Annotated in this window: 19 protein-coding genes; 14 read left to right on the top strand and 5 right to left on the bottom strand. The window is 64.2% G+C overall.

The annotated features are described in order from the left end of the window. Positions 1-388 (top strand): hypothetical protein (locus G4223_RS02975; RefSeq protein ID WP_205762353.1); only part of this gene is annotated, 388 nt, incomplete at its 5' end. A gap of 88 nt (positions 389-476) precedes the next feature. On the opposite strand, the gene G4223_RS02980 is transcribed toward G4223_RS02975, so the two are convergent. Continuing rightward, on the bottom strand, positions 477-1,460 hold the full coding sequence (locus tag G4223_RS02980; protein ID WP_163674796.1) for a zinc-dependent alcohol dehydrogenase family protein: 984 nt from the start codon (positions 1,458-1,460) through the stop codon (positions 477-479). A 308-nt stretch (positions 1,461-1,768) separates the two neighbouring features. Between G4223_RS02980 and pdhA the strand changes: the two genes are divergently transcribed. The 8 genes from pdhA to G4223_RS03020 all read left to right on the top strand — a co-directional run bounded on the left by pdhA (position 1,769) and on the right by G4223_RS03020 (position 9,591). Next, the gene (gene pdhA / locus G4223_RS02985) at positions 1,769-2,773 is read left to right on the top strand and encodes a pyruvate dehydrogenase (acetyl-transferring) E1 component subunit alpha (RefSeq protein WP_163674799.1); all 1,005 of its coding nucleotides are present in this window, start codon (positions 1,769-1,771) and stop codon (positions 2,771-2,773) included. Between the two features lie 10 nt (positions 2,774-2,783). After that, complete coding sequence (locus G4223_RS02990; RefSeq protein WP_163674802.1) at positions 2,784-4,151, top strand: pyruvate dehydrogenase complex E1 component subunit beta; 1,368 nt, start codon at positions 2,784-2,786, stop codon at positions 4,149-4,151. A gap of 13 nt (positions 4,152-4,164) precedes the next feature. Further along, entirely contained in the window at positions 4,165-5,442 is a 1,278-nt protein-coding gene (locus tag G4223_RS02995) for a pyruvate dehydrogenase complex dihydrolipoamide acetyltransferase (RefSeq protein ID WP_163674804.1), read from the top strand. 18 nt (positions 5,443-5,460) lie between these two features. Then, positions 5,461-6,069: a hypothetical protein gene (locus G4223_RS03000; RefSeq protein WP_163674807.1), complete on the top strand. Its 609-nt coding sequence runs from the start codon at positions 5,461-5,463 to the stop codon at positions 6,067-6,069. Between the two features lie 5 nt (positions 6,070-6,074). After that, complete coding sequence (locus G4223_RS03005; RefSeq protein WP_163674810.1) at positions 6,075-6,542, top strand: hypothetical protein; 468 nt, start codon at positions 6,075-6,077, stop codon at positions 6,540-6,542. Between the two features lie 42 nt (positions 6,543-6,584). Then, complete coding sequence (gene lpdA, locus G4223_RS03010; RefSeq protein WP_163674813.1) at positions 6,585-7,976, top strand: dihydrolipoyl dehydrogenase; 1,392 nt, start codon at positions 6,585-6,587, stop codon at positions 7,974-7,976. Between the two features lie 215 nt (positions 7,977-8,191). Then, positions 8,192-9,136 carry a lipoyl synthase gene (lipA, locus tag G4223_RS03015; RefSeq protein ID WP_163674815.1) on the top strand — a complete coding sequence of 315 codons (945 nt, stop codon included), beginning with the start codon at positions 8,192-8,194 and terminating at the stop codon, positions 9,134-9,136. An 8-nt stretch (positions 9,137-9,144) separates the two neighbouring features. Next, positions 9,145-9,591 carry a type II toxin-antitoxin system RatA family toxin gene (locus tag G4223_RS03020; RefSeq protein WP_163674818.1) on the top strand — a complete coding sequence of 149 codons (447 nt, stop codon included), beginning with the start codon at positions 9,145-9,147 and terminating at the stop codon, positions 9,589-9,591. 152 nt (positions 9,592-9,743) lie between these two features. On the opposite strand, the gene G4223_RS03025 is transcribed toward G4223_RS03020, so the two are convergent. Further along, positions 9,744-12,047 (bottom strand): putative bifunctional diguanylate cyclase/phosphodiesterase, encoded by a 2,304-nt coding sequence (locus tag G4223_RS03025; protein ID WP_163674821.1) that lies wholly within the window; start codon positions 12,045-12,047, stop codon positions 9,744-9,746. A gap of 315 nt (positions 12,048-12,362) precedes the next feature. On the opposite strand from G4223_RS03025, the gene G4223_RS03030 reads away from it, so the two are divergent. Both G4223_RS03030 and G4223_RS03035 read left to right on the top strand, forming a co-directional pair. Beyond that, positions 12,363-13,103 (top strand): SAM hydrolase/SAM-dependent halogenase family protein, encoded by a 741-nt coding sequence (locus G4223_RS03030; protein WP_338086802.1) that lies wholly within the window; start codon positions 12,363-12,365, stop codon positions 13,101-13,103. A gap of 86 nt (positions 13,104-13,189) precedes the next feature. Continuing rightward, positions 13,190-14,017 (top strand): MBL fold metallo-hydrolase, encoded by an 828-nt coding sequence (locus tag G4223_RS03035; protein ID WP_163674824.1) that lies wholly within the window; start codon positions 13,190-13,192, stop codon positions 14,015-14,017. Positions 14,018-14,035: 18 nt separating this feature from the next. Here G4223_RS03035 and G4223_RS03040 read toward each other — a convergent pair whose 3' ends face one another. Further along, positions 14,036-14,695, bottom strand: a complete 660-nt coding sequence (locus tag G4223_RS03040; protein WP_163674827.1) for an OmpA/MotB family protein — start codon at positions 14,693-14,695, stop codon at positions 14,036-14,038. 4 nt (positions 14,696-14,699) lie between these two features. Further along, the gene (locus G4223_RS03045) at positions 14,700-15,503 is read right to left on the bottom strand and encodes a motility protein A (protein ID WP_163674830.1); all 804 of its coding nucleotides are present in this window, start codon (positions 15,501-15,503) and stop codon (positions 14,700-14,702) included. Positions 15,504-15,679: 176 nt separating this feature from the next. Here G4223_RS03045 and G4223_RS03050 point away from each other — a divergent pair, with 176 nt between their 5' ends. Together G4223_RS03050 and G4223_RS03055 are read left to right on the top strand one after the other, a co-directional pair. After that, positions 15,680-17,986, top strand: coding sequence for a putative bifunctional diguanylate cyclase/phosphodiesterase (locus G4223_RS03050; RefSeq protein ID WP_163674834.1), 2,307 nt, complete (start codon positions 15,680-15,682; stop codon positions 17,984-17,986). Positions 17,987-18,155: 169 nt separating this feature from the next. Further along, positions 18,156-20,657, top strand: coding sequence for a cation:proton antiporter (locus G4223_RS03055; RefSeq protein ID WP_163674837.1), 2,502 nt, complete (start codon positions 18,156-18,158; stop codon positions 20,655-20,657). Positions 20,658-20,692: 35 nt separating this feature from the next. On the opposite strand, the gene G4223_RS03060 is transcribed toward G4223_RS03055, so the two are convergent. Beyond that, entirely contained in the window at positions 20,693-23,419 is a 2,727-nt protein-coding gene (locus G4223_RS03060; protein WP_163674842.1) for a bifunctional acetate--CoA ligase family protein/GNAT family N-acetyltransferase, read from the bottom strand. Between the two features lie 377 nt (positions 23,420-23,796). On the opposite strand from G4223_RS03060, the gene G4223_RS03065 reads away from it, so the two are divergent. Beyond that, a complete protein-coding gene (locus tag G4223_RS03065; protein ID WP_163674845.1) occupies positions 23,797-25,200 on the top strand; it encodes a bifunctional enoyl-CoA hydratase/phosphate acetyltransferase in 1,404 nt (467 codons plus the stop codon). Positions 25,201-25,209 lie beyond the last annotated feature (9 nt).

Below are 25,209 nucleotides of genomic sequence, written 5' to 3' on the forward strand. Positions count from 1 at the left end.
AATCACGGCAGATCCGAAACATGCGAATTCGCTCGGCAATCTGGCTTGGATTTTGATCGCCGATGGCCGTGAGGGCGAGGCGGCGGAGTTGGTGGAACGGGCGTTGGACGCCGCGAATCCAGGCAGTCAGCGTGACCTTATCCTCGAATGCTGGTTCTATCGTTACGCGGTGTTCCCAAAATGGCGGGAGCGGGCGTTGGTCGAGATGGCGGGGTTGATCGCCGATGGGGTGCGGTCGCCGGGATGGGATTTGCGGGGTGTGGTGGCGCGGGGCGAGGCGTTGGGGCATCCCCGGCCGGATTTGTTGCGGACGGTGGCGGCGGTGATCGCCGCTGAGACCGAGGCTGACAGTCTGGCGGTGTACGACGGCTGGCCGAAGGCCGCGTGAGGGGGAAAGAAAGGGCGCGGAGAGGAGACTTTCCGCCCCCTTTTCGTTCAGTCAAGGACGTGCGGCGGCAAGAGAAACCGGGTGGTTCTCACGGCACCAGCACCGCCGCTCCGGTCAACCGGCCGTCGCGCAGGTCGGACAAGGCCTGGTTGGCATCCGACAGGGCATAGGCCGTGGTTTCCATATGAAGCGGAATCTTGGCCGCCAGGGCCATGAATTCGTCGCCGTCGCGGCGGGTCAGGTTGGCGACCGAACGCAGCACCCGTTCGCCCCACAGCAAGGCGTAGGGGAAGGCCGGAACGTCGCTCATGTGGATGCCGGCGCACACCACCACGCCGGCCGGCTTTACCCGCGCCAGGGCTTCGGGGATCAGCGCCCCCACCGGGGCGAAGACGATGGCGGCGCCCAGGGGCTCGGGCGGCGGCGTTCCGGCATCATAGGCGCCGGCACAGCCCAGCTTGAGGGCCAGAGTTTGGGCGGCGACGTCGCCCGGTCGGGTGAAGGCGTAGACGGTGCGGCCTTGCGCCCTGGCCACCTGGGCCAGGATGTGGGCGGCGGCTCCGAACCCCCAAAACCCCAGAGGGTCGGCATTGCCGGTCATGGCAAGCGCCCGGTGGCCGATCAGGCCGGCGCACAGCAACGGCGCGGCGGCGACGTCGTCGAGGTTGGGCGGCAGGCGGAAGCAATAGCCGGCTTCGGCCACCGCGTATTCGGCATAGCCGCCGTCCAGGGTGTAGCCGGTGAACCCCGCCTGCTCGCATAAATTCTCGTGACCGCTGCGGCAGGTGGGGCAGGCACCGCAAGTGTGGCCCAGCCAGGGAATGCCCACGCGCTCGCCCAAGGCGAGGTCCCACACACCGGGGCCGACGGCATCGACGCGGCCGACGATTTCGTGGCCGGGCACCAAGGGCAGCTTTGGGTGTGCAAGCTCGCCGTCAACCACATGCAGATCGGTACGGCATACGCCGCAGGCCAGAACCTTCACTCGGACTTGCCCTGGGCCGGGAATGGGCATGGCAAGTTCGGCCTGCCGTAATGGCCGCCCTGGGGCGTCCAGCAGCATGGCGCGCATGGCAACCTCCTTTCGTGGAGTAGCCCTGGTGAAAACGGCTTGGCATCATTATGCGCGCTTCGACGAAAGAAAGGGGCTTTTCCTGGAGCGGCAGGCTTCCGATATGTGAGGGGCGGTATCGGCACGGCGAAAGGCATAAAACAGCGACACCACCTCAAAGGATGGGGTGTGGGGTGGTTAACCATAAAACGGTTAATTGCTTATATTGCGTTGCAAAACAAATGTTTCCGCCGTCGTTGGTGCTTGCAAAATAGGGTAGGCTCGTTTACCTATCTCTCGAAAGCAACATTCAAGCCCTGGGAGGAACCATGGCGACTAGTCCCAAGCGTCGGACCAAGGTGGCGGAGCCGGACACGGCTCAGTTGATCCAATGGTATCGCGACATGCTGCGCATCCGTCGATTCGAGGAAAAGGCGGGTCAGCTTTACGGCATGGGCCTGATCGGTGGCTTCTGCCACCTTTATATCGGCCAGGAGGCCGTGGTGATCGGCATGCAATCGGCGGCCGGTCCGACCGATTCGGTCATCACCTCCTATCGCGACCACGGTCAGATGCTGGCCTGCGGCATGGATCCCAAGGGCGTCATGGCCGAGCTGACCGGCCGCATCGGCGGCTATTCCAAGGGCAAGGGCGGCTCGATGCACATGTTCAGCCGTGAAAAGCGCTTTTACGGCGGTCACGGCATCGTCGGCGCCCAGGTGCCGATCGGCACCGGCCTGGGGCTGGCGCATCAGTACACCAAGGATGGCGGCGTCTGTCATGTCTATCTGGGTGACGGCGCGTTGAACCAGGGCCAGGTCTACGAAAGCTTCAACATGGCGGCGCTGTGGAAGTTGCCGGTGGTGTACGTGATCGAGAACAACAAATACGCCATGGGCACCTCGATCGAGCGCGCCTCGGCCGGCGGCACGGAATTGTTCAAGCGCGGTGCCGCCTATGGCATCCCCGGCGAACCGGTCAACGGCATGAACGTGATCGAGGTCAACGAGGCAGCCACCCGCGCGCTGGAGCACGCCCGCTCGGGCCAGGGCCCCTATATCCTGGAAATGAAGACCTATCGCTATCGCGGCCATTCCATGTCCGACCCGGCCAAGTACCGGACCAAGGAGGAAGTCAGCCGCATGCGGGAACAGCACGATCCCATAGACACGTTGAAGGCCACGTTGCTGGAGATGGGCGCGGTGGACGAAGCGGCGCTCAAGGAAATCGACCGCGAGGTCAAGGCGGTGGTCAGCGAGGCCGCCGACTTTGCCCAGACCAGCCCCGAGCCGGATGCGGCCGAGCTGTGGACCGACGTGTTGATCGAGGCCTAAGGAGCTGACGATGGCGATCGAAGTATTGATGCCGGCGCTGTCGCCGACCATGACCGAGGGCAAGCTGGCCCGTTGGTTGAAGAACGAGGGTGACGCGGTCAAGTCCGGCGAGGTGCTGGCCGAGATCGAGACCGACAAGGCCACCATGGAACTGGAAGCGGTCGAGGAAGGCCATGTCGGCAAGATCCTGATCCAGGCCGGAACCGAAGGTGTGGCGGTCAACACCCCCATCGCCATCCTGTTGGAGGAAGGCGAGGATGAGACCGCGTTGACCAAGGTGATGGAGCAGCCCGTCTGCACCCAGCCGGTGCGCCACGACGCGCCCGGCACCGTCGCCGCCATCTGCGCCCCGGCTCCCAGCCGGCCGGCGCCCGAGGAAAAGGTCTATGCCTCCTATGCCCGCCAGACGGTGCGCGAATCGTTGCGCGACGCCATGGCCGAGGAAATGCGCCGCGATCCCGGCGTGTTCCTGTTGGGCGAGGAAGTGGGGCAGTACCAGGGCGCCTATAAGGTGTCGCAAGGTCTGCTCGACGAGTTCGGCCCCAGCCGCGTGATCGACACCCCGATCACCGAAATGGGCTTCGCCGGCATGGCGGTGGGCGCGGCCTTTGCCGGGCTCAAGCCGATCGTCGAGTTCATGACCATGAACTTCTCGATGCAGGCCATCGACCACATCATCAATTCCGCGGCCAAGACCCTTTACATGTCGGGCGGGCAACAGCCGTGTCCCATCGTGTTCCGTGGTCCCAACGGTGCCGCCGCCCGTGTCGCCGCCCAGCACAGCCAGGATTTCGCGTCGTGGTACGCCCATTGCCCCGGCCTCAAGGTGGTGGCGCCGTGGTCGGCCGCCGACGCCAAGGGCCTGTTGAAGGCCGCCATCCGCGATCCCAACCCGGTGGTGGTGCTGGAAAACGAGATTCTTTACGGCCAAAGCTTCGACGTGCCCGAGGACCCGGATTTCATCGTGCCGCTGGGCAAGGCCAAGGTCGAACGCCTGGGTGAACATGTGACCATCGTCGCCTATTCCCGCATGGTCGGCGTCGCCCTTGACGCCGCCGCCAAGCTGGAGGCCGACGGTATCTCGGCCGAGGTGGTCAATTTGCGATCCTTGCGCCCGCTCGACATCGACACCATCGTCGCCTCGGTGCGAAAGACCAACCGTCTGGTCACCGTCGAGGAAGGCTGGGCCTATGCCGGCATCGGTGCCGAGATCGCCGCCCAGATCATGGAAAATGCCTTCGACTGGCTGGATGCTCCGGTGGTCCGCGTGGCCGGGCTGGACGTACCCATGCCCTATGCCGCCAACCTGGAACGCCTGGCGCTGCCGGGTGCGGACGACGTCGCCGACGCCGCCCGCAAGGTCTGCTACAAGAAGTAAGGGGGAGAGCGTCATGCCCATCGAGATTTTGATGCCCGCGCTCTCGCCGACCATGAGCGAGGGCACCCTGGCCCGCTGGCTGAAGAACGAAGGCGACGCGGTCAAGTCCGGCGACGTCATCGCCGAGATCGAGACCGACAAGGCGACCATGGAGTTCGAGGCGGTGGACGAGGGAACCATCGGCAAGATCCTGGTTCCCGCCGGAACCAGCGGGGTCAAGGTCAACACCCTGATCGCAATCCTGTTGGAAGAGGGCGAGGACGCTTCGGTCCTTTCCGCCGCGCCCAAGGCTGCCGCTGCCTCCGTCGCCGCCGCTGCTCCGGTCGCCTCTCCGGCTCCGGTCGCCGCCGCCCCGGCGGTTGCTCCCGTTGCGGTCCAAGCTGGCGACCGTGTGTTCGCCAGTCCGCTGGCCAGGCGTCTGGCCGCCGGGGCCGGTCTCGATCTCAAGGCGGTCAAGGGCTCCGGCCCCCATGGCCGCGTGGTCAAGGCCGACGTCGAGGCCGCGCTAAAGGGCGGTGTGGCCGTCGCGCCGGCCCCTGCCGCTGCTCCGGTCGCGGCCGCCGCGCCGAAGACCGCGATGGCCCCGGCCGCCGCCAATCCCTTCGAGCCCGCTTACGAGGAAGTTCCCAATTCCTCGATACGCAAGGTCATCGCCCGCCGCCTGACCGAAGCCAAGCAGACCGTGCCGCATTTCTATCTCACCATCGATTGCGAGGTGGACGCGCTGCTCAAGGTTCGTGCCGAACTGAACGGCCGTTCCGATTCCTACAAGCTGTCGGTCAACGACTTCGTCATCCGGGCCGTGGCCCTGGCGCTCAAAAAGGTTCCCGCCGCCAACGCCTCGTGGGGCGAGGATGCGATCAAGCTTTATAGGGATGTGGACGTCTCGGTGGCGGTGGCGACCCCCAATGGTCTGATCACCCCCATCGTCCGCCATGCCGACCACAAGGGGCTGGCGGCCATCTCGAACGAGATGAAGGAACTGGCGACCAAGGCCAAGGACGGCAAGCTCAAGCCCGAGGAATTCCAGGGTGGCGGGTTCACCATTTCCAACCTGGGCATGTATGGCATCAAGGAATTCGCCGCCATCATCAACCCACCCCAGGGCTGCATCCTGGCGGTGGGGGCCGGCGAACAGCGTCCGGTGGTCAAGAACGGCGCGCTGGCCATCGCCACGGTGATGACCTGTACCTTGTCGGTGGATCATCGTGTGGTGGACGGCGCGGTCGGCGCCGAGTTCCTGGCGGCGTTCAAGAAGCTGGTCGAAGATCCGCTTGCCATGCTGCTGTGATATGTGACGGGGGGTGACATGGAACGGGAAACCATAACCCGCTCCATGCCCTCGGTACGCTCGGCGTTCGAGGCATGGAAGGAAAACCTGCGCGAGGGGCGCATGGCCCAGGCGGGAAACGCCCTGTTCGGCGAATGCCTGGATTGGGGCGATTCCTTGCGGGCCATCTATGTCGGCGAAGGGCGTGACGCCCTGGCCGGGCGCGACCCGTTGACCCGTTTCTTCGTCACCCGTTTTCGCGGCATGCCGGTTCCCGCCGACATCGCCGCCGCTCCAGGCCATGCGGTGTTCCTGATGGCCTTTACCGCGTTTCCCTATCTGGACGCGCTGGTCGACGAACTGAGCCTGGGCGAGTTCGAGGCCGCCGCTGCCGACGGCGGTTTCACCGTGCGGCGGGTGCTGGCCGGCGAGGATGAAGGCGACGGCGCGCTGATGCCGGTGCGCAAGGCCGATCTGGGCTGGAGCTTCGACCTGATGCCGGTCTATCGCGCCAAGGCCCAGGCTTTGGACATGTATGTCGCCACCCGGCATGGCGGCGATTTCGACGATTTCCTGTGGGCTTACGTGGCCGACCACGACCTGATGTTCGAGATGGAACAGGCCTGGAACCCACTGACGAAAGGGTGAGAACCATGCGCCTCAAGGTGCGAGAACTGCCCCGCCCGGTGGCGGCCGGCGCTCCGGTCGTGGAGACGCCCAACGCCGCCGAGGCCCAGGCCCTGGCCGGTCTGATGGCCATGCTGGAAGGCAGCCCATTGTTCAACGGTCATCTGGTGATGGCCGAGGAACAGGAACGCTGTTACCGCACCATCGGCGAATTGCGCCGGCTGGTTGCCGACACACGGCTGCTGCTGCCCGACGATTCGGCGGCCAGCGACACCTTGGCGGCCATGCGTGCGGCGTGCCGCAAGTATTTGGACGAGGCCGAGGCCTGGGACAAAAAGTCCGGGCGTCGCTTTTCGTTGCCGACCTTCGCCTTTTTCCAGTTGTTGGGCGCCCTGCGCGAGGTGATGGGGCTGCATGTGTGGCGGCTGTGCGAACGCTACGACCTCGAGGTCGATGCCCGGCTGGTTCCTTTTTTCCCCGGTGGCCGCGAATGACGCGGCGTCCGAGACACGCAATGATCCTGGTGGAGTACTGACATGGCCGACAACAGCTTCGACGTGGTGGTCATCGGCGGCGGTCCCGGCGGCTATGTGGCCGCCATCCGCGCCGCCCAGCTTGGCAAGAAGACCGCGCTGGTCGAGCGCGAGCATCTGGGCGGCATCTGCCTGAACTGGGGCTGCATCCCGACCAAGGCGCTTTTGCGCTCGGCCGAGGTCTACCGCAACATGCAGCACGCCGCGTCCTATGGCCTGTCGGCGCAGGGAATCGGCTTCGACCTGGCGGCGGTGGTCAAGCGTTCGCGCGGCGTGTCCGCCCAGTTGTCGGCCGGGGTCAAGGGTCTGTTGAAGAAGAACAAGGTCACCGTGTTCGACGGCCACGGCAAGCTGTTGGGCAAAGGCAAGGTCGAGGTGGCGGGCAAGGACAACGTCACCTTGTCGTCGCCGCACGTCATCCTGGCCACCGGTGGCCGCGCCCGCGTCATTCCCGGCTTCGAACCCGACGGCAAATATGTGTGGACCTACAAGGAGGCGCTGGTTCCCGACACCTTGCCCAAGCGCTTGCTGGTCATCGGTTCGGGGGCCATCGGCATCGAGTTCGCCAGCTTCTTCAACGCCCTGGGATCCCAGGTCACGGTCGTCGAGATGATGGACCGCGTCATGCCGGTGGAAGACGAGGAAATCAGCGCCTTCGCCCGCAAGTCGTTCGAGAAGCAGGGCATGAAGATCATGACCTCGGCCGGGGTCAAGGGCCTGCGCAAGCTGGCCGACGGCGTCGCCGTGCAGGTCGAGACAGGTGGCAAGATCGAAGAGATCGTGGTTGACCGCGTCATCTCGGCGGTGGGCGTGGTTGCCAACATCGAGAACATCGGTCTGGAAAACACCAAGGTCAAGGTGGAGAAGGGGCACGTGGTCACCGACGTGCTGTGCCGCACCGACGAACCGGGCGTCTACGCCATCGGCGACCTGACGGCGCCGCCATGGTTGGCGCACAAGGCCAGCCACGAAGGCATCATCTGCGTCGAAGCCATCGCCGGTCTGCATCCGCATACCATGAACATCCGCAACATTCCCGGCTGCACCTATTGCCATCCCCAGGTGGCCAGTGTCGGGCTGAGCGAGAAGAAGGCGATCGAGAAGGGCTATCAGGTCCGGGTCGGCCGTTTCCCGTTCATCGGCAACGGCAAGGCCATCGCGTTGGGCGAACCGGAAGGTCTGGTCAAGACGGTGTTCGACGCCAAGACCGGCGAGCTTCTGGGGGCTCATATGGTCGGCGCCGAAGTCACCGAGATGATCCAGGGCTATACCATCGCCAAGACCCTGGAAACCACCGAGGCCGAGTTGATCCATACCGTGTTCCCGCATCCGACCCTGTCGGAGATGATGCACGAATCGGTGTTGTCGGCCTTTGGCCGGGCCATTCACTTCTAAGACGTGTCCCTTCTGCCCCGGCCTCTGCCTTCGGGCGGGAGGAGGGGAGGGTTTGCCGGAGGCGCCGCCGCCTTATCGTCATTGCCGGGCTTGACCCGGCAATCCATGGACCCTCGGGTCAAGCCCGAGGGTGACGGTCAAAGAGAGACGTTTCCGCCTGAACCGGACGCACTCTTGTCTTGACCTGCCGCCTGTGCCGGGGACATATCCAAGCCATGACCGACAAGCCCGTACTTCGCCATCCTGAAAAGGCCCGCAAGCCCGACAATCCGTCTCCGCGCAAGCCGGAATGGATTCGCGTGAAAGCCCCCACCTCGGAAGAGGCGGCGGAAGTGCGCCGCCTGATGCGTGACAAGAACCTGCACACTGTGTGCGAGGAAGCGGCTTGCCCCAATATCGGCGAATGCTGGAAGCACAAGCACGCCACCTTCATGATCCTGGGGGATACCTGCACGCGGGCTTGCGCGTTCTGCAACGTCAAGACCGGCAAGCCGGGGGCCGTCGACATGATGGAACCCGAGAATCTGGCCGAGAGCGTGGCCAAGATGGGCCTCAAGCATGTGGTCATCACCTCGGTCGACCGTGACGACCTGGCCGATGGCGGCGCCTTTCAGTTCGTCGCCTGCATCGAGCGCATCCGCGCCCTGGGCGGCGACACCACCATCGAGATCCTGACCCCCGATTTCCGCGACAAGGCTGGCGCCATCGAAACCGTGGCGCGGGCACGTCCCGACGTGTTCAATCACAATCTGGAAACCGTGCCGCGGCTTTATCCCACCATCCGCCCCGGTGCCCGCTATTTCGAAAGCCTGCGCCTGTTGCAGAAGGTCAAGGAGGTGGACTCGTCCATCTTCACCAAATCGGGCATCATGGTCGGCCTGGGCGAAACCCGCAACGAGGTCATGCAGGTCATGGACGACATGCGTTCGGCCGGCATCGACTTCATCACCATCGGTCAATATCTTCAGCCGACGCCCAAGCATGTGGGGGTCGATCGCTTCGTCACCCCTGACGAATTCGACGATTATCGCGCCCTGGCCAAGGCCAAGGGCTTCCTGATGGTGGCGGCGACGCCGCTGACCCGGTCGTCGCACCATGCCGATCGCGACTTCGCTGAGTTGCGTGCCGCGAGGCAAAAGCTGACCGGCGCGGCGGAGTAGGGGGTTCCATGCCGACCCACGCCGAAAAGCGCACCTTGCCCTATACGCCCCGGCAATTGTTCGATCTGGTGGCGGATGTGGAGCGTTACCCGGAGTTCCTGCCGTGGTGCGTTGCCGCGCGCATCCGCCGGCGCGAGGGGTTGGTGTTCTTTGCCGATCTGGTCATCGGCTTCAAGATGATCCGCGAACGTTACACCTCGAAGGTCGTCCTTGATCCCGAGGGACTGCGCGTCGACGTCAAGTACACCGAGGGTCCGTTCCACCACCTGGACAACCACTGGATTTTCGTTCCGACGGCAGACGGCGGCACCACCATCGACTTCTTCGTCGATTTCGAGTTCCGTTCCAAGCTGCTGCAAAAGGTCATCGGCGCCTTGTTCAACGAGGCGGTCAAGCTGATGGTGGCGTCGTTCGAAAAACGCGCCAGACAGCTTTATGGGCCGGACGGCCGCTAAGCCTTATTCAAATCGCGTTGATCTGAACCGATCAACGCCGCCCTCAAGCGCCGGGCGGGTTTTTCCAAAACCCTTGGCTCCCGCCGCATTGGCGGCGCGGGCGCCTTGCGCCCGACCAAGTCTCGATGAGTCGCGCTCATCGAGACTTGGCATTATTCCGCCGCCGTGGCGTGGCCGTCCATGCGGCCCAGGCGCAGGATGCCCGAGAAGGTGTCGGCGGGAATTGGCCGCGAATAATAGAAGCCCTGGATCTCGTCGCATTTCAGTCCCTTGAGCACCTCAAGCTGGGCGTCGTTCTCGACACCTTCGGCGACGATTTCCAGGTTCAGCGAATGCCCCATGGCGATGATGGCGCCGACGATCTCGGCCGAGGCCGGGTTGGTGTCGATGTCCATCACGAACGAGCGGTCGATCTTGAGCTTGTCCAGCGGGAACTTCTTAAGATAGCTGAGCGACGAATAGCCGGTGCCGAAATCGTCCACCGCCAGCCGCACGCCGTGGCCGTGCAGTTCCATCAAGGTGGTGATGGCGCTTTCGGCGTTATGCATGACCGCGCTCTCGGTCAGCTCCAGTTCCAGGAAATCGGGGTCGATGCCGTGGATTTGCAATGCTTCCTCGACCCGCTCGACCAGATCGGGCTGGCGGAACTGGTGGGCCGACAGGTTGACAGCCACTTGCACCACCGGTTGGCCGGCGTCGCGCCACGCCCTGATCTGCTCGCACACATGGTTCAGGACCCAATTGCCGATGGGGACGATCAGCCCGGTTTCCTCGGCGATGGGGATGAAGTCGGCGGGCGAGATCATGCCCAGTTCGGCATGGCGCCAGCGCACCAACGCTTCGGCGCCGACCACCCGGCCGGAACTGGTCTCGATCTTGGGCTGGTAGTAGACGACGAATTCGTCGCGTGACAGCGCCTTGCGCAATTCGGTTTCCAGGCGCAGCCGTTCCACCGAGTTGGCGTGCATTTCCGGGGTGTAGAACTGGAACGAGTTGTCGGCCAGTTCCTTGGACCGGTTCATGGCGGTTTCCGCCTTTTGCACTAGACTTTCGGGGTCGGTGCCGTCCACCGGATAGACGCTGATGCCGACCTTGGCGGTGACGAACAATTCGTGGTCGCCGATCTCAAACGAGGCGGCAAAGCTTTCCAACAGGCGCGAGATGACCAGATGGGCGTCGTGGTCCTGGGCCAGGTCGGTCAGCAGACAACAGAAGGTGTCGCCGCGCAGGCGGGCCACCGTGTCGTGTCCGCGCAGGCTGGCGCCCAGCCGGTCGGCGACGGAACGCAGCACCTGGTCGCCGGTCTGGTGGCCCAAGGTTTCGTTGATCTGTTTGAAACGGTTGAGCCCGACCATGACCAGGGCCAGCCTGCGGCCCGAACGCGGCGCGCGTTCCAAGGCTTGATCCAAGCGGTCCATCAACAGGTAACGGTTGGGCAGACGGGTGACCGCGTCATAATAGGTCAGGGTGCGGATGGTTTCTTCCGCCCGCTTGTGTTTCGAGATGTCCGAGAACACGCCCACATAGCGGGTGACCTGACCCGAAGGGTCGGTGATGGCCTTGATGGTCAGCCATTCGGGGAACGCCTCGCCGTCCTTGCGGCGGTTCCATATTTCGCCCTGCCACTCGCCTTGCTCGCGGATGCGGGTCCACATGGCCGTATAGAAATCGGGGCCTTGCAGGCCGGATTTCAACATGGCGGCCTTTTGTCCCAGCACCTCGTCGCGCGCGTAGCCGGAGATGCGGCAGAAACCCTGGTTGACCCACAACATGGTGCCGCGTCGGTCGGTGACCATCACGCCTTCCATGGTGCATTCCAGAACTTTTTCCGCCACGTCGAGGCGGGCCAAGGCCCGCTTGCGGGCGGAAATGTCGTGCAGGACGACGACGAAATGACGTTCGCCGTCGCGTTCAAGCTGTGCCACCGACAATTCCATGGGGATGACGGCGCCATCCTTGCGCCGGCCCAGAACCTCGCGCCGCGACGACACAAGGTCGCCGCTGCCGTCGGCCACGAAAATCTTCCAGCGTTCGCGCAATTGCCGGGCATAGGGTTCGGCCAGAAGGCCGTCGACCGGTTCGTCCTTGGCTTCGTCCGGGGAATAGCCGAACAACGAAGCGGCCCGCGGATTGAACTTGCGCACCCGGCCGCGTTCGTCGGCGATGATCAGCGCGTCGGGAAGCGACGACATCATGGTGTCGAGGGCGGCTTCGGAAGCGCGGGCCAATTCGCGGGCGCGGGCCGACGCCTCGGCCTCGGTCGTCCGCACCCGGCTGGACAGCACCAGATAAAGCCCCAATGCCGAACTGGCCAGCCACCCGCTTAACGCGAACGGGCCGGGCAGGGTCGTTCCCAACACATCGTGGCTGTTGGCCAGGACGATGGCGGCAAGCCCCGCCAGGAAATAAAAGGAAACGGTCCAGAGCGGCACCCGTGTCGGCACCGGAATCGGCATCGCCAACCCTTGATCTTCGCTGGCTTTTTGTCCCCGATTCACTCTGACCTCGCAGTCAATACCCGAGCGTTCTTCGACCGGGCTCGTTCGAAGTTGGTCCCACCATACCCCCTATACTTGTACGGGAACAAGGGTTCCGATGGTCTAGGAACATGAAAAGTGCATATGGGGAAAGGATAGGGTGGATGTTCGACCTGAGGGCGGGTTGGGGAACAAGGTTTTTATTTGTTGCGTTGCCGCATATGGATTTCTTGCGGAGATGATGTGCACGGCGAATAATGTGCATTGCTGTTGCATATTACGGGGGATCTTATCGTGCATCCAATCGGTCTCTTTACCGATTTCGGTGTGGCGGGGCCCTATCTGGGCCAAGTGCGTGGCGTGTTGCTGGAACAGGCGCCGGGCGCTCCCGTGCTTGACCTGATGGCCGATGCGCCCGCCTTTCATCCCCAGGCGGCGGCCTATCTGTTGGCGGCGCTGGTGCCGGAATGGCCGAAATCCATGGTCGTCGTCGCGGTGGTCGATCCCGGTGTCGGCGGCGACAGGTTGCCGTTGATCGTCGAAGTCGATGGAAGATGGTTTGTCGGGCCGGACAACGGCTTGTTCGAAATGCTGTTGCGGCGGGCCGACCATTGGCGATGCTGGGCCGTCACCTGGCGGCCATCGCGTTTGTCGGCGTCGTTCCACGGACGCGACCTTTTTGCTCCGGTGGCGGCACGTTTGGCGCAAGGGGAACCGCCCGAACGGATCGGCGCGCGGCGGGTGGAACCGTTCCGCCCCGGCGATTGGCCCGACGACTTGGCGGAAGTGGTCTATGTGGATTGCTACGGCAACGTCATGACCGGCGTCCGCGCCTCGCAAGTGGCGGACACGACGTTGGTGCGGGTGGGGGCGTCGCGCCTGGGCCGGGCTGGAACTTTTTCGGACCACCCCGTCGGGATGCCGTTCTGGTACGAGAACTCTATCGGTTTGTTGGAGGTGGCGGTCAACCAAGGATCGGCCAGCACGGTGTTGAAACTGGACGTCGGCAAGAAAATCGCCTTGGAAAATGTGTGAACCGTCCGTATATCCGGCGGATTACCGATGCGCGACCTATCCAAAAGGTCTAGAATCCCGCAGTCAATGCTGGGGAGCATGGATGAATGGGGTACATGGTTAAGTTCTGGGGTGTGCGTGGAAGTATCGCCTGTCCCTCGACCGACCACATGATCTATGGCGGCAACACTTCGTGTGTGGAAATAGCCGTCGATGGCCATTCCTTCATTCTGGATGCGGGTACCGGCATCCGTACCCTGGGGCGCGAGCTGCTGAAAAGTGGCGCCAGTTCGGCGACCTTGATGCTGACCCATACCCATTGGGACCACATCAACGGCTTTCCTTTTTTCGCTCCGGCGTTTGTTCCCGATTTCGCCTTGCGGATCATGGCCGGGCATTTGTCGGGAAAGCCGGGGGGGATCCGCGCCGTCTTGGCCAACCAGATGGAGAACCCGACCTTTCCGGTGCCGTTGTCGGCCATGCGCGGGGCCTTGTCCTTCGATGATTTCGTGGCCGGCGACACCCTGACCTTTCCCAACGGGGTGGTGGTGAAAACGGCCGCGCTGCGTCATCCCAACGGTGCCACCGGCTACCGGATCGAGGCTGCGGGGGTGTCGGTGTGCTACGTTACCGACACGGAACACCAGCCGGGAGAGCCCGACCGCAACGTCCTGACGTTGATCGAGGGAGCTGACGTGGTGATCTACGACAGCACCTACACCGACGCCGAATTTCCGGCCAAGGTCGGTTGGGGGCACTCCACCTGGCAGGAAGGTGTCCGTCTGGCCAAGACGGCTGGGGTGAAGAAGCTGGTTTTGTTCCATCACGATCCCGACCACGACGACACCTTCATGGCCGAGGTCGAGCGCGAGGCCACCATCTTGTTGCCCGGCACCATCGCCGCCCGTGACGGCATGGAACTGGTTATGGCCTGAGGGGCCAACCCTACAAAATCAATGCGGGACCACGTGGACCGAGACCCGGCGGTTGAGCGCTTGGTTGACTGGCAGCGGTGTGCCTTCGGGGGTGCGGTTGGGGACGCGCGGCTTATATTGCCCGAACGCCGCGACGATCATCCGGCTTTCCTCGATCCCCAGGCTTTTCATGACGCGCATGGTCGACAAGGCGCGAGCCGCCGCCAGATCGAAATTGGTCGGATATTGGGCGGTGGCGACCGGTGTGTCGTCGGTGTGCCCTTGGATTTCCAATAGATATGTGGCGAAGCGCGGATGGCCCAAGGTGGTAGCCATTTCCTTGAGCAACGGCATGGCCTCGGATCGCACCTCGGCCGATCCCGGCTTGAACATGGCGCCCGCGTCCAGGTTCATCACCACGCCGCGGTCGTCGGTGGCGACGTCGGCCATGGCGTCGCCGCCCGACATGGCGGACACCACCTCGGTCAACTCCTTCTTCATGTCCTCGATGGGGCGCTGGGGCGGCATCTTGCCGATTTCCTTGGTCATGCCCGACTGCACCTTTTCGTACAAGACGGTGTCGATCTTGGAGATCGAGGCCAAAAGAATGAAGAAACACAGCAGCAAGGTCACCATGTCGCCATAGGTTTCCATCCAACTGCTGTCGACCTCGGCCGGCTTCCTCGGTGGGTTGGCCATGGCGCTACCCCTTGTGTTTCATCTGGCGGTCGATGTCGAAATGGATGGCCGGGTCCAGATACGAGTTCATGGCGTCCTGGATGTAGCGGGGGTTGCGGCGTTCCGCCAACAATGCCAGACCCTCGGCCACCAGCATGTTGCGGAAACGGATGATTTCCTGCCGCTGCTGGATCTTGGCCGCCGCCGGCATCAGCATCAGACGCGGCAACAGTACGCCGTAAAGGGTGGTGATCAGCGCCACCGCCATGCCGGGCCCCAACGACGCCGGGTCGGACCCCATCTTGCCCAACATGATGATCAGGCCGACCAGGGTGCCGATCATGCCGAAGGCCGGGGCGGTGCCGGCCATGTTGCGCAGGATGTCGGCGGGCACGCAATTGCGGTGGAAGGTGGTTTCCACCAGATTGGTCATGACCTGGCGCACCTCGTTGCCCGCATAGCCGGCGATCACCAGATCGACGCCGAATCCCAGGAACGGGTCTTGGCGCTTGATCTTGCCGCAATCGGCCTCGAGCCCCGGCAAGCCGTTCTTCTGGATGACGTAGCCCCAGCGGATGCAGCGCGCCACCTCTCCTTGCAGCACGCCGCGCTGGATGCGCGGCGCGAAGAAGATCGACGCCATCAGGCGCATGGCCTGATAGACGTAGCGCGGTTCATAGGAAATGAAGGTCGAGGCGAAGGTGCCGCCGATCACCATGACGAAGGACGCCAGGTCCAGGAACACCAGATAGTTGTCCGTGGCAAGATAGATCGACCCGAGGAACAGCGCGATACCGGCCACAAAGCCGATGATTGTGGTGATCGACATTCTGTCCTGCCTCTTTTTGCCCCAACGCGTATCGCGCACATGCATTTTGTGCCAAAGCGCGATATGGAGCAATATCTTCGCGGGATTTGCATAGAGCGATTGCTTGCGTACTACGGTGTTTGCCTTAGACTGCCGGGCCCGGCCGATGCCTCGGCCGGTGTGTGAAAGGAAGTGTGATGGTGTTGTCCGCGCCCGGCGCGGTTCACGGAGCCTTGGTTGGCACCGCCGTTCTGGTGGTGGCCATGATGGCGGTCGGCCGCGCTTCGGGAGCGCCCAGGGGCCTGGCGTTGTTCGCTGGCGCCTTCGCCTTGCATGTGCTGCGCTATGCCCTGGTTCTTCTTCAGGATCAGGTGGGGCCGGTCCTGACCGCCATCGTGGCCGAATCGGCCCATGCCGGCGCCGGCGTGCTGATGCTGGCGGCGACCGTGGTGGAAATGCGCCGTGCACCGCCGCGTCGCGTGCTGTGGGCCTTGTGGGTCGGTATGACGGTGGCGTTGGCCGCCCTGGTTCCGGTTCTGGGTGGGGAAACGGCGGTGGCCGCCGTCACCATGTTCGTCGGCGCCGTGCTGTTGGCGGCGGCTTCGGCGTTCTTGCGCCGGGCCAAGCGGGCACCGGGGGCGGGCTATCATCTGGTGGCGGTGTTGTTCGCGCTGTGGGGTGTGCTCAAGCTGGTATGGCCGCTTTTGTCCTTGAACGAGTGGTTGCGGCCTGGCGGCGTTCTGGTGTCCGAGGTGGTGGTCATCTGCCTTGGCGTGGCGCTGCTTCTGGCCTCGGACCGCGAACGCCGCATGGCGGAACTGGCCTCGCGGCGCCGGGCAGAGGCGTTGCTGCGCCTTCAGGGCGAAGCCATCGAAGCCGCCGCCAACGCCATCTTCATCACCGACCGGGCCGGCCGTATCGAATGGTGCAACGCCGCCTTCACCCGCCTGTCGGGCTGGACCGCCGCCGAGGCGCGCCGTCGTCCCGCCCGGCGTCTGTTGGCCGGTCAGGACCGCGACCGCCGTCTGCTCGAAGCGGTGGAGCAAGGGCGCATGTGGCGCGGCGAGCTGAGCCTGCGGCGCAAGGACGGCACCCTTTATATCGTCGATCAGACGGTGACGCCGATTCTGGGCGACAAGGGCCGCGTCGCCCATTACGTGGTGGTCCAGGAGGACGTGACCGAGCGGCGCCAGGCGGAAGAACGCATCCGCTTCTTGTCCAACCACGATGCCCTGACCGCCTTGCCCAACCGGCTGCTGTTTCGCGAACATCTGCAACGCGCCGTCTCGCGGGCCCGGTCCGAGCGTGCGGGACTGGGCGTGCTGTTCCTCGATCTTGACGATTTCAGCCATTACAACGACGTTCTGGGGCATGACGGCGGCGACCGGCTGTTGTTGCTGGTGGTGGAACGGCTGATGTCGGCGGGGCGGGGCATCGACACCATCGCCCGTGTCGGCGGCGACGAATTCGCCCTGGTGGTCGAGGATCATTCGGGCGGCGAAGCGGCGGCGGATCTGGCCCAGGCCTTGCTGGAGGCGGTGACCCGGCCGTTCGACATCGACGGCAACGACGTCCAGGTGGGGGCCAGCGTCGGCATCGCCATGTTCCCCATGGACGGCGGCGACGCCGAAACCTTGATGAAGAACGCCGACGTCGCCATGTACCGCGCCATCCACGAGGTGCCGAACGGCTATCGTTTCTTCACCGCCACCATGGACAGCGAACTGACCGCGCGGCGTCGGCTTGAGGGTGATTTGCGTCGGGCCGCCGGTCGTGGCGAACTGGTGCTGCATTATCAGCCGATCGTGGCGGTGAAGGACCGGCGCATCGTCGGTTTCGAGGCGCTGGTGCGCTGGAACCATCCCACGGACGGCATGATTCCCCCCGGCCAGTTCATTCCGCTGGCCGAGGAAAACGGTATGATCGGCCCCATCGGCGAATGGGTTCTGGCCGAAGCCTGCCGTCAGGCCCGCTCCTGGATCGACGACGGGTTGCCGGTGGTGCCCATCGCCGTCAACCTGTCGGCGGTGCAGATGCGGCGTCATGATCTGGCGCTGTTGGTTCGCCGGCTGATGACCGAGGCTCGTCTGCCGCCGGGCCGGCTGGAGCTGGAGTTGACGGAAACCGCCATGATGGAGGACGCGGTCGCCGCCAGCCGTGTGCTGGCCGACATCAAGGCCATGGGCATGGAACTGGCGGTGGACGATTTCGGTACCGGCTATTCCTCGCTGGGGCGGCTCAAGCGTTTCCCGGTATGCAAGCTGAAGATCGACCGCTCGTTCGTCGCCGACGTCGCCGAGAACGACAGCGACCGCGCCATTGCCCGCGCCATTATTTCGCTGGCCCATGCCCTTGAGCTCAAGGTGGTGGCGGAAGGGGTCGAGACCGAGGCGCAGTTCCAGACCCTGGCCGCCGAGCAATGCGATTGCGTCCAGGGGTTCCTGTTCAGCCCGGCGGTTCCGGCCCCACAGGCGGCGGACATGTTGCGCAAGGGCGGGTTCTGAATTCCAGGGGGCATTCACTTTCCCAGCGCGCAATTCGTTGATTTTGTGGGCCGATTCACCTGGCGGAAGGTTCATGCTCATGAACCTTCCGCCAAGATCGGACCACTAGGCGCTGGGGCGTGTTTGCGCTAAACCTGTGGCCGGGAGAGTGAACCGGGGCAGGGCGGGAATGCACGACATCGCGATGGCGGTTTTCGGGATTGGCGGGCTTTTGGCGCTCGCGACCCTGTTGGTTCCTGTCGCCGCCCGCGCCAACCTGGCTTTTTCCCTGGTTCTCGCCATGGCCGGCATCGTGTTGGGCGTGGTCGCCGACACGGTCGGCTTGCTGGGGGGCATGGGCGGCGCGGTCGGTGACTTCCTGCATACCGTCGGCCGTTTCGAACTGTCTTCCGAAGCCTTCATCGTGGTCTTCCTGCCGGCCTTGCTGTTCGAGACGGCGGTGGTGGTCGATGTCCGTCGCCTGCTCGACGACCTTGCCCCAATCCTGCTGCTGGCGGTGGTGGCGGTGTTGGTCTCCACTTTCGCCATCGGTCTGGCCTTGGGCGCGGTCAGCGATGTCGGTCTGGTGGCCTGTCTGTTGCTGGCGGCGGTGGTGTCCACCACCGATCCCATCGCCGTGGTCGCCATTTTCCGCGAATTGGGGGTGCCCCACCGCCTCAGCCTGTTGGTGGAAGGCGAAAGCCTGTTCAACGACGCCGCCGCCATCGCCCTGTTCACCTTGTTCCTGGGCATGGCCACCGGCGAGCGTCAGCCCGACGTGCTGGCCGGCACGGCGAGCTTCCTGCGTGGTTTCGCCGGTGGCCTGCTGGTTGGCTACGTCTTCGGCCGTCTGGTGTGCTGGGGGTTCTCTTTGCTGCGCGGCCAGCGTTTCGCCGAGATCACGTTGACCGTCGCCACGGCCTATGTGGTGTTCATCGTCGCCGAGCATTACCTGCATGTCTCGGGCGTGGTGGCGGTGGTGACCACTGCCCTGGTCATCAGCTTTCAAGGCCGCACCCGCGTTTCCGCCGCTACCTGGACCAGTCTGCTCGAGGTGTGGCAACAGGTGGGGTTCTGGGCCAGTTCGCTGATCTTTCTTTTGGCCACCATGCGTGTGCCCAAGATGCTGGTCGGCATGGATGCGGCGGCGCTGGGGCTTTTGGCGGTGCTGATCGTTTCGGCCCTGGCGGCCCGCGCGGTGGTGTTGTTCGGCCTGTTCCCGCTGCTTGGCGTCGTCGGTTGGGCCGAGCCGGTAGGGCGGCCGTTGCGGCTGGTGGTTCTGTGGGGCGGCCTGCGCGGCGCCATCTCGCTGGCCTTGGCCTTGGCGGTGGTCGAGAACCCCAGGGTGCCGGCCGAGGTGAAGTCGTTCGTGTCGGTGCTGTGCACGGGCTTCGTGCTGTTCACCTTGTTCGTCAACGCGCCGTTGCTGCGGCCGTTGATCCGCTTGCTCAAGCTGGACCGGCTGTCGCCGTCGGACATGGCGGTGCGCTGCCGGGCCATCGCCTCGACTGTCGAGACTGTGCGCCAACGGGTGTCCGACGCCGCCGATGGTTACGGCATCGAACGTTCGGTCGCCGCCGAACTGGCGCAATGCTACACCGAGCGTCTGGAACAGGCGGAAACCCATCTGGCCCAGGCCGGCAACGTTTGCAACGCCGATATGGTCCGCACCGGCCTTGCCATGCTGGCCGCGCGGGAAGAGGTCATCTATCGCCGCCATTACCGTGAAGGCGTGGTTCCCGGTCAGGTCACCCGCGGTCTTCTGAGCGCGGTCGCCCGCATCCAGGATGGTCTCAAGACCGGTGGCATCGACGGCTACATGGCCGGGCACGAACGAGCGCTGGCCTTTCCTCGCCGGTTCCGGCTGGCGTTGCTGCTCCAGCGGCGGCTGGGCGCCGATGGTCCCTTGGCCCGTTATATCGCCGACCGGTTCGAGCGCCTGTTGATGCTTCAGGCGGCCTTGAACGCCTTGACCGACATGGTCGCGCGCGAGTTGCCCCGCCATGTGGGCGCCGATGGGGCGACCGAGGTGGCGGCGGTTCTGGCCGTTCGTCTGGACGGGGTCGAGAAGGCTTTGGCCGCGCTCAGGCTGCAATACGCCGATTTTTCGCGCGAATTGCAGATGCGCTATCTGCAACGCGCCGCCTTGCGGATCGAGGAGAACGAATATCGCCGCCTGCGGGCCGAAGCCATGGTGGGGGCCGAGGTGTTCAACGACCTGATGGCCGACTTGAAACAGCGGGTTGCCCATCTGGCCCGCCGGCCGGCCATCAACCTGGATTTGGACCCCGAGACCATGGTGGCGCGCGTGCCGCTGTTCGCCGCCTTGCCCCCCGATGCGGTACGGCAGATTTCTCGCCTGCTGCGCCCCGTTCTGGCGGTGCCCGGCGAAATGGTGGTCCGCAAGGGCGAGGGTGGCGACGCCATGTATTTCGTCGCCTCGGGTGCGGTCGAGGTCATGGTGACACCCCGGCCGGTGCGGTTGGGCAGCGGCGACTTCTTTGGCGAGATGGCGTTGATTTCCGGCGCGCCACGAAGCGCCGACATCTCATCCTTGGGATTTTGTTCGTTGCTGGTGTTGCGGGCCGACGACTTCCAATCCCTGGTATCGGCCAGCCCGGTCTTGCGCGAACACATCCACGACACCGCGCGGCGGCGGAGCGGCGAAGCGGCGTCGGAATCGCAATCATAAAAAGGGGCGCCGTTTGACGGCGCCCCCGATCTTCGCTATTGCGCCTCGGGTGGTTCCGGTTCGGTCGGCGGCGGCTTGGACAAGTCGTATTCCACCTCGACGATGTCGCCGTCGATGGTCTTGGTCTGGACGAAGCCCAGATGCTCGACGAATTTGAGCATGCGGGTGTTGTCCTTCAACACCTGCCCGACGATCACTCCCGTTCCGCGTGAATGGCAGTATTCGATCATCTTGACCAGAAGGCGCTTGCCCAGGCCCGTTCCCTTGAGGTCCGAACGCACCAGGACGGCGAATTCGGCCTTTTCGTTGTCCGGGTCGGTGACCGTGCGCACCACGCCCAGGGTTTCCTTGGTGCCGTTCTCGTGGGTGTATTCGGCGATGAACGCCATCTCGCGGTCATAGTCGATCTGGGTCAGGCGCGCCATCTCGGAATGGGGCAATTCGTGCACCAGACCGAAGAAGCGGAAGCGGATGTCCTCGGGTGTCATCTTCGACACCAGGACGTGGTGGTTGGGTTCGTCCTCGGGGCGGATAGGACGCAACAGCGTCTTGCGTCCCGACCCGTCCTGCATGGTGAAGATTTCCTCAAGCTCCGCCGGATAGGGGCGGATGGCCATGCGGTGCGGCCCCTTGGTGCCGGGTCCGACCTTGATCACCGCGTCAAGCGCGATCACCCCTTCGGAATCGCAACGTAGCGGGTTGATGTCCAATTCCTTGATCTGGGGGAAGTCGACGATCAATTGCGACACCTGGATCAGCACGGAATGCAGCGCGTCCAGGTTGGCCGGCGGACGGCCGCGATATTCCTGTAGCAGCGAGGCGACGCGGGTGCGTTGCACCAGGTCGGCGGCCAGGTTCAGGTTGAGCGGCGGCAACGCCACCGCGCGGTCGCCGATCACTTCGACCGCGACGCCGCCCTGGCCGAACAGGATGACCGGGCCGAACAGCGGGTCGGTGGCGATGCCGACGATCAGTTCCTGGGCGCCGGGCTTGCGGCTCGCCATCTTCTGGACGGTGAAGCCTTCGATGCGGGCGTCGGGATAGGTCTTTTGCACCCGTGCCAACATGGAATTGGCGGCTTTTTCCACCTCGAACGGCGTTTCCAGGTTCAACACCACGCCGCCGACGTCGGATTTGTGCACGATGTCGGGCGACAGAATTTTAAGCGCCACCGGAGCGTTCAGGCTTTTGGCGATGCGGCTGGCCTCGGCCGGGTGGCGGGCCATGCGGGTTTCGATGGTGGGAACGCCATAGGCGTCAAGCACCGCCTTGGCCTCGGCCTCGGTCATCAGGGAATCGCCGCGCGCGATGACCTCGTTGATGATGTCGCGAACGAAACCGCTGTCGGGAATGAAGTCCGACGCCGCCGAGGCCGGGACCTCCATCAGCATTTCCTGGTTGCGCTTGTATTCCAGCAGGTGCAGGAAGCCCTGGACGGCGGCATAGGGGGTTTCGAAGGTGGGCACCGCCGCCTCGGCCAGCATGCGCCGGGCGTTGGCCACTTTCTCGCTGCCGACCCAACAGGTCATGATGTTGGCGCGGGTCTTTTCCTTGAATACCTTGATGACCGCCTCGGCCACCTGTTCGGGATCGGACATGGCGGTCGGCGCGTACATCACCAAGACGCCGTCCACCGCCTTGGTTTCCAGCAGGATGCCCAGGACCTTGGCGTAACGCTCGCCATCGGCCTCGCTGAAGATATTGATGGGGTTGCGGTGCGACCAGCCCGCCGGCAACACCGCGCTCAGTTTCTCCACCACCTCGTCGGGCAGCCGCGCCAGTTCGCCGCCGCCATCCGCCAGATCGTCGGCGGCGATGACGCCGATGCCGCCGCCATTGGTGACGATGGCCAGACGCTTGCCCTTGACCGGGCGCGAGCGGGCCAGGGTCTCCACCGCGCCGAACAATTCGTCGATGTCTTGCACCCGCAGCATGCCGGCGCGGCGGATGGCGGCGTCGAACACCATGTCGGACACCGCCAGCGACCCGGTATGCGAGCTTGCCGCCGCCATGCCTTCGGTGGAACGGCCGGCCTTGATCACCAGGATCGGCTTGTTGCGGGCGGCGGCGCGGGCCGCCGACATGAAGTTGCGACGGCCGCGCAAGGTCTCCAGGTACAACAGGATCGCGCGGGTATAAGGGTCCGAGCCCAGGTAATCCAGGATGTCGCCGATCGAGATGTCGGCGCCCTCTCCGGTGTGGATGAAGTGCGAGAAGCCGATGCCCTTGGTGCATGCCCAATCCAGCACGGCGGTACACAGCGCGCCCGATTGCGACACGAAGGCGATCTTGCCCTTCAGCGCGTCCTCGGGGGCGATGCTGGCGTTCAGTCCGATGCCCGGCACCAGGATGCCCATGGAATTGGGGCCCAGAACGCGCAGCCCGAATGGTTTGGCCTCGGCCAGCGCGGCTTCGAGCAAGGAGCGGCCCTCTGAATCCTTTTCCATTTCAAGGCCGCTGCTCATGACGCAGGCGGCGCGGGTCCCTTTCTCGCCAAGCGCACGGATCAGGCCGGGGACGGTGGACGCCGGCGTGCAGATCACCGCGAGGTCGGGAACCATGGGCATGCTGGCGATGTCGGGATAGGCGAGCACGCCGGCCACCGACGGGTGTTCGGCGGTTACGGGAATGATGGGGCCGGCGAAATTGGCCTGAAGCAGATTCTTCATGACCACGGAACCCGGCGCCTTGGGCTTGGTGGTGGCGCCGATCACCGCGACCGATTGCGGTCGGAACAGGGCCTTCAGATTGCGAACGCTCATGGGGTCCCCAGTCTATTACCTTGGTTTTGTCGCCGGGCAGATTACCGCCGCCCCCTGTGCACGGCAACGCGGCCAAAGGGCATGTCCGCCATGTGTTTCTCCTCTTGTCCTTACCCGCACGGGTAGGGAAAGGGTATGAAGAAACGATGGTGGATCAATTATTTGCAAAATCAATCAAATCGTTTGGCGGATTTGCCATTCCATCAAGCCGGCAGTTTGCGTCGTTTTCGTTTTGAGATCAGAGTGACCGATTGATGAAGGATTGCCGAGGGACGTTGTACAGTGGCGGCAATTGTCCTTATATTTTTGCGTCGCAACACAAAAGGCAGCGCGCCGGCATGCCAAGGGGCACAGCCGGTTCCGGCCAGGAGAAGCAAATGGTCGAGATGATGGAGAACCGGACCTGGGACGAAATCAAGGTCGGTGACAGCGCCTCTCTCATCCGCACTTGTCGCATGGAAGACGTCGAACTGTTCGGTGTCGCCACCGGCGACATGAATCCAACGCACTTCAACGCCGAACAGGCGGAAAAGCTGGCCGGCTATCGTCGGATTTTGGCCCATTCCATGTGGGGCGGCGCGCTTTTGTCCGGTCTTCTGGGCAGCGAGTTGCCCGGTCCCGGCACCATCTACAAAAGCCAGAACCTGCAATTCCATCGCGCCGTCGAGGTGGGTGACACCTTGACCGTCACCGTGGTTGTGCTGGAGAAAATCGCGCCGAACGTCATCGGTCTGTCGACGGTGGCGGTGAACCAGCGTGACGAAACGGTCTTCGACGGCCGCGCCGACGTGTACGCGCCGTTGATGAAGGTGGTGCAGCCCAAGGCCGAACTGCACGAGGTCAGCCTGCGCCGCCGTCACCATGTGTTCGAGGACATCATCGAACGCTGTGGTTCGCTGACCCCCATTTCGGTGGCGGTGTGCCATCCCTGCGACCAGGTGTCCCTGGAAGGTCCGGTCGAGGCGTTCAAGCGCGGCCTGATCAACCCCATCCTGATCGGCCCCGAGGCCAAGATCCGTCAGGTGGCCGAGGAGAACGGCTTCGATCTTGCCGGTATCCGCATCGTCGACACCAGCCACAGCCACGAATCGGCTGAGAAAGCGGTGGCGATGTGCCGTTCGGGCGAGACCGAGGCGCTGATGAAGGGCTCGCTTCATACCGACGAAATGATGCACGAGGTGGCGCGCCGCGACATCGGCCTGCGCACCGGGCGGCGGATCAGCCATGTTTTCGTCATGGACGTGCCGACCTATCCCAAGACGCTGTTGATCACCGACGCCGCCATCAACATCTATCCGTCACTGGAAGACAAGGTGGACATCGTCCAGAACGCCATCGACCTGGCCCATTGCCTGGATGTGGCCAAACCCAAGGTGGCGATCCTGTCGGCGGTCGAGACGGTCTATCCCAAGATCAACTCGACCATCGAGGCGGCGGCGTTGTGCAAGATGGCCGATCGCGGCCAGATCACCGGCGGCGAACTGGACGGTCCGCTGGCCTTCGACAACGCCATCTCGGTCGAGGCGGCCAGGATCAAGAAGATCAACTCAACGGTGGCCGGCCATGCCGATATCTTGCTGGTACCCGATCTCGAGGCCGGCAACATGCTGGCCAAGCAGCTTTCCTATCTGGCCGACGCCGACGCCGCCGGCATCGTCTTGGGGGCGCGGGTGCCGATCGTGCTGACCAGCCGCGCCGATTCCGCCAAGGCCCGTCTGGCGTCGTGCGCGGTGGCGGTGCTGTTCGCCCATGCCCGCCGGGCCAAGGTCGCGGCAGAGTAAGGAGACGAC

It is taken from the genome of Magnetospirillum aberrantis SpK, assembly GCF_011022235.1.
In the GTDB taxonomy this organism is placed as follows: Bacteria; Pseudomonadota; Alphaproteobacteria; order Rhodospirillales; family Magnetospirillaceae; genus Magnetospirillum; species Magnetospirillum aberrantis.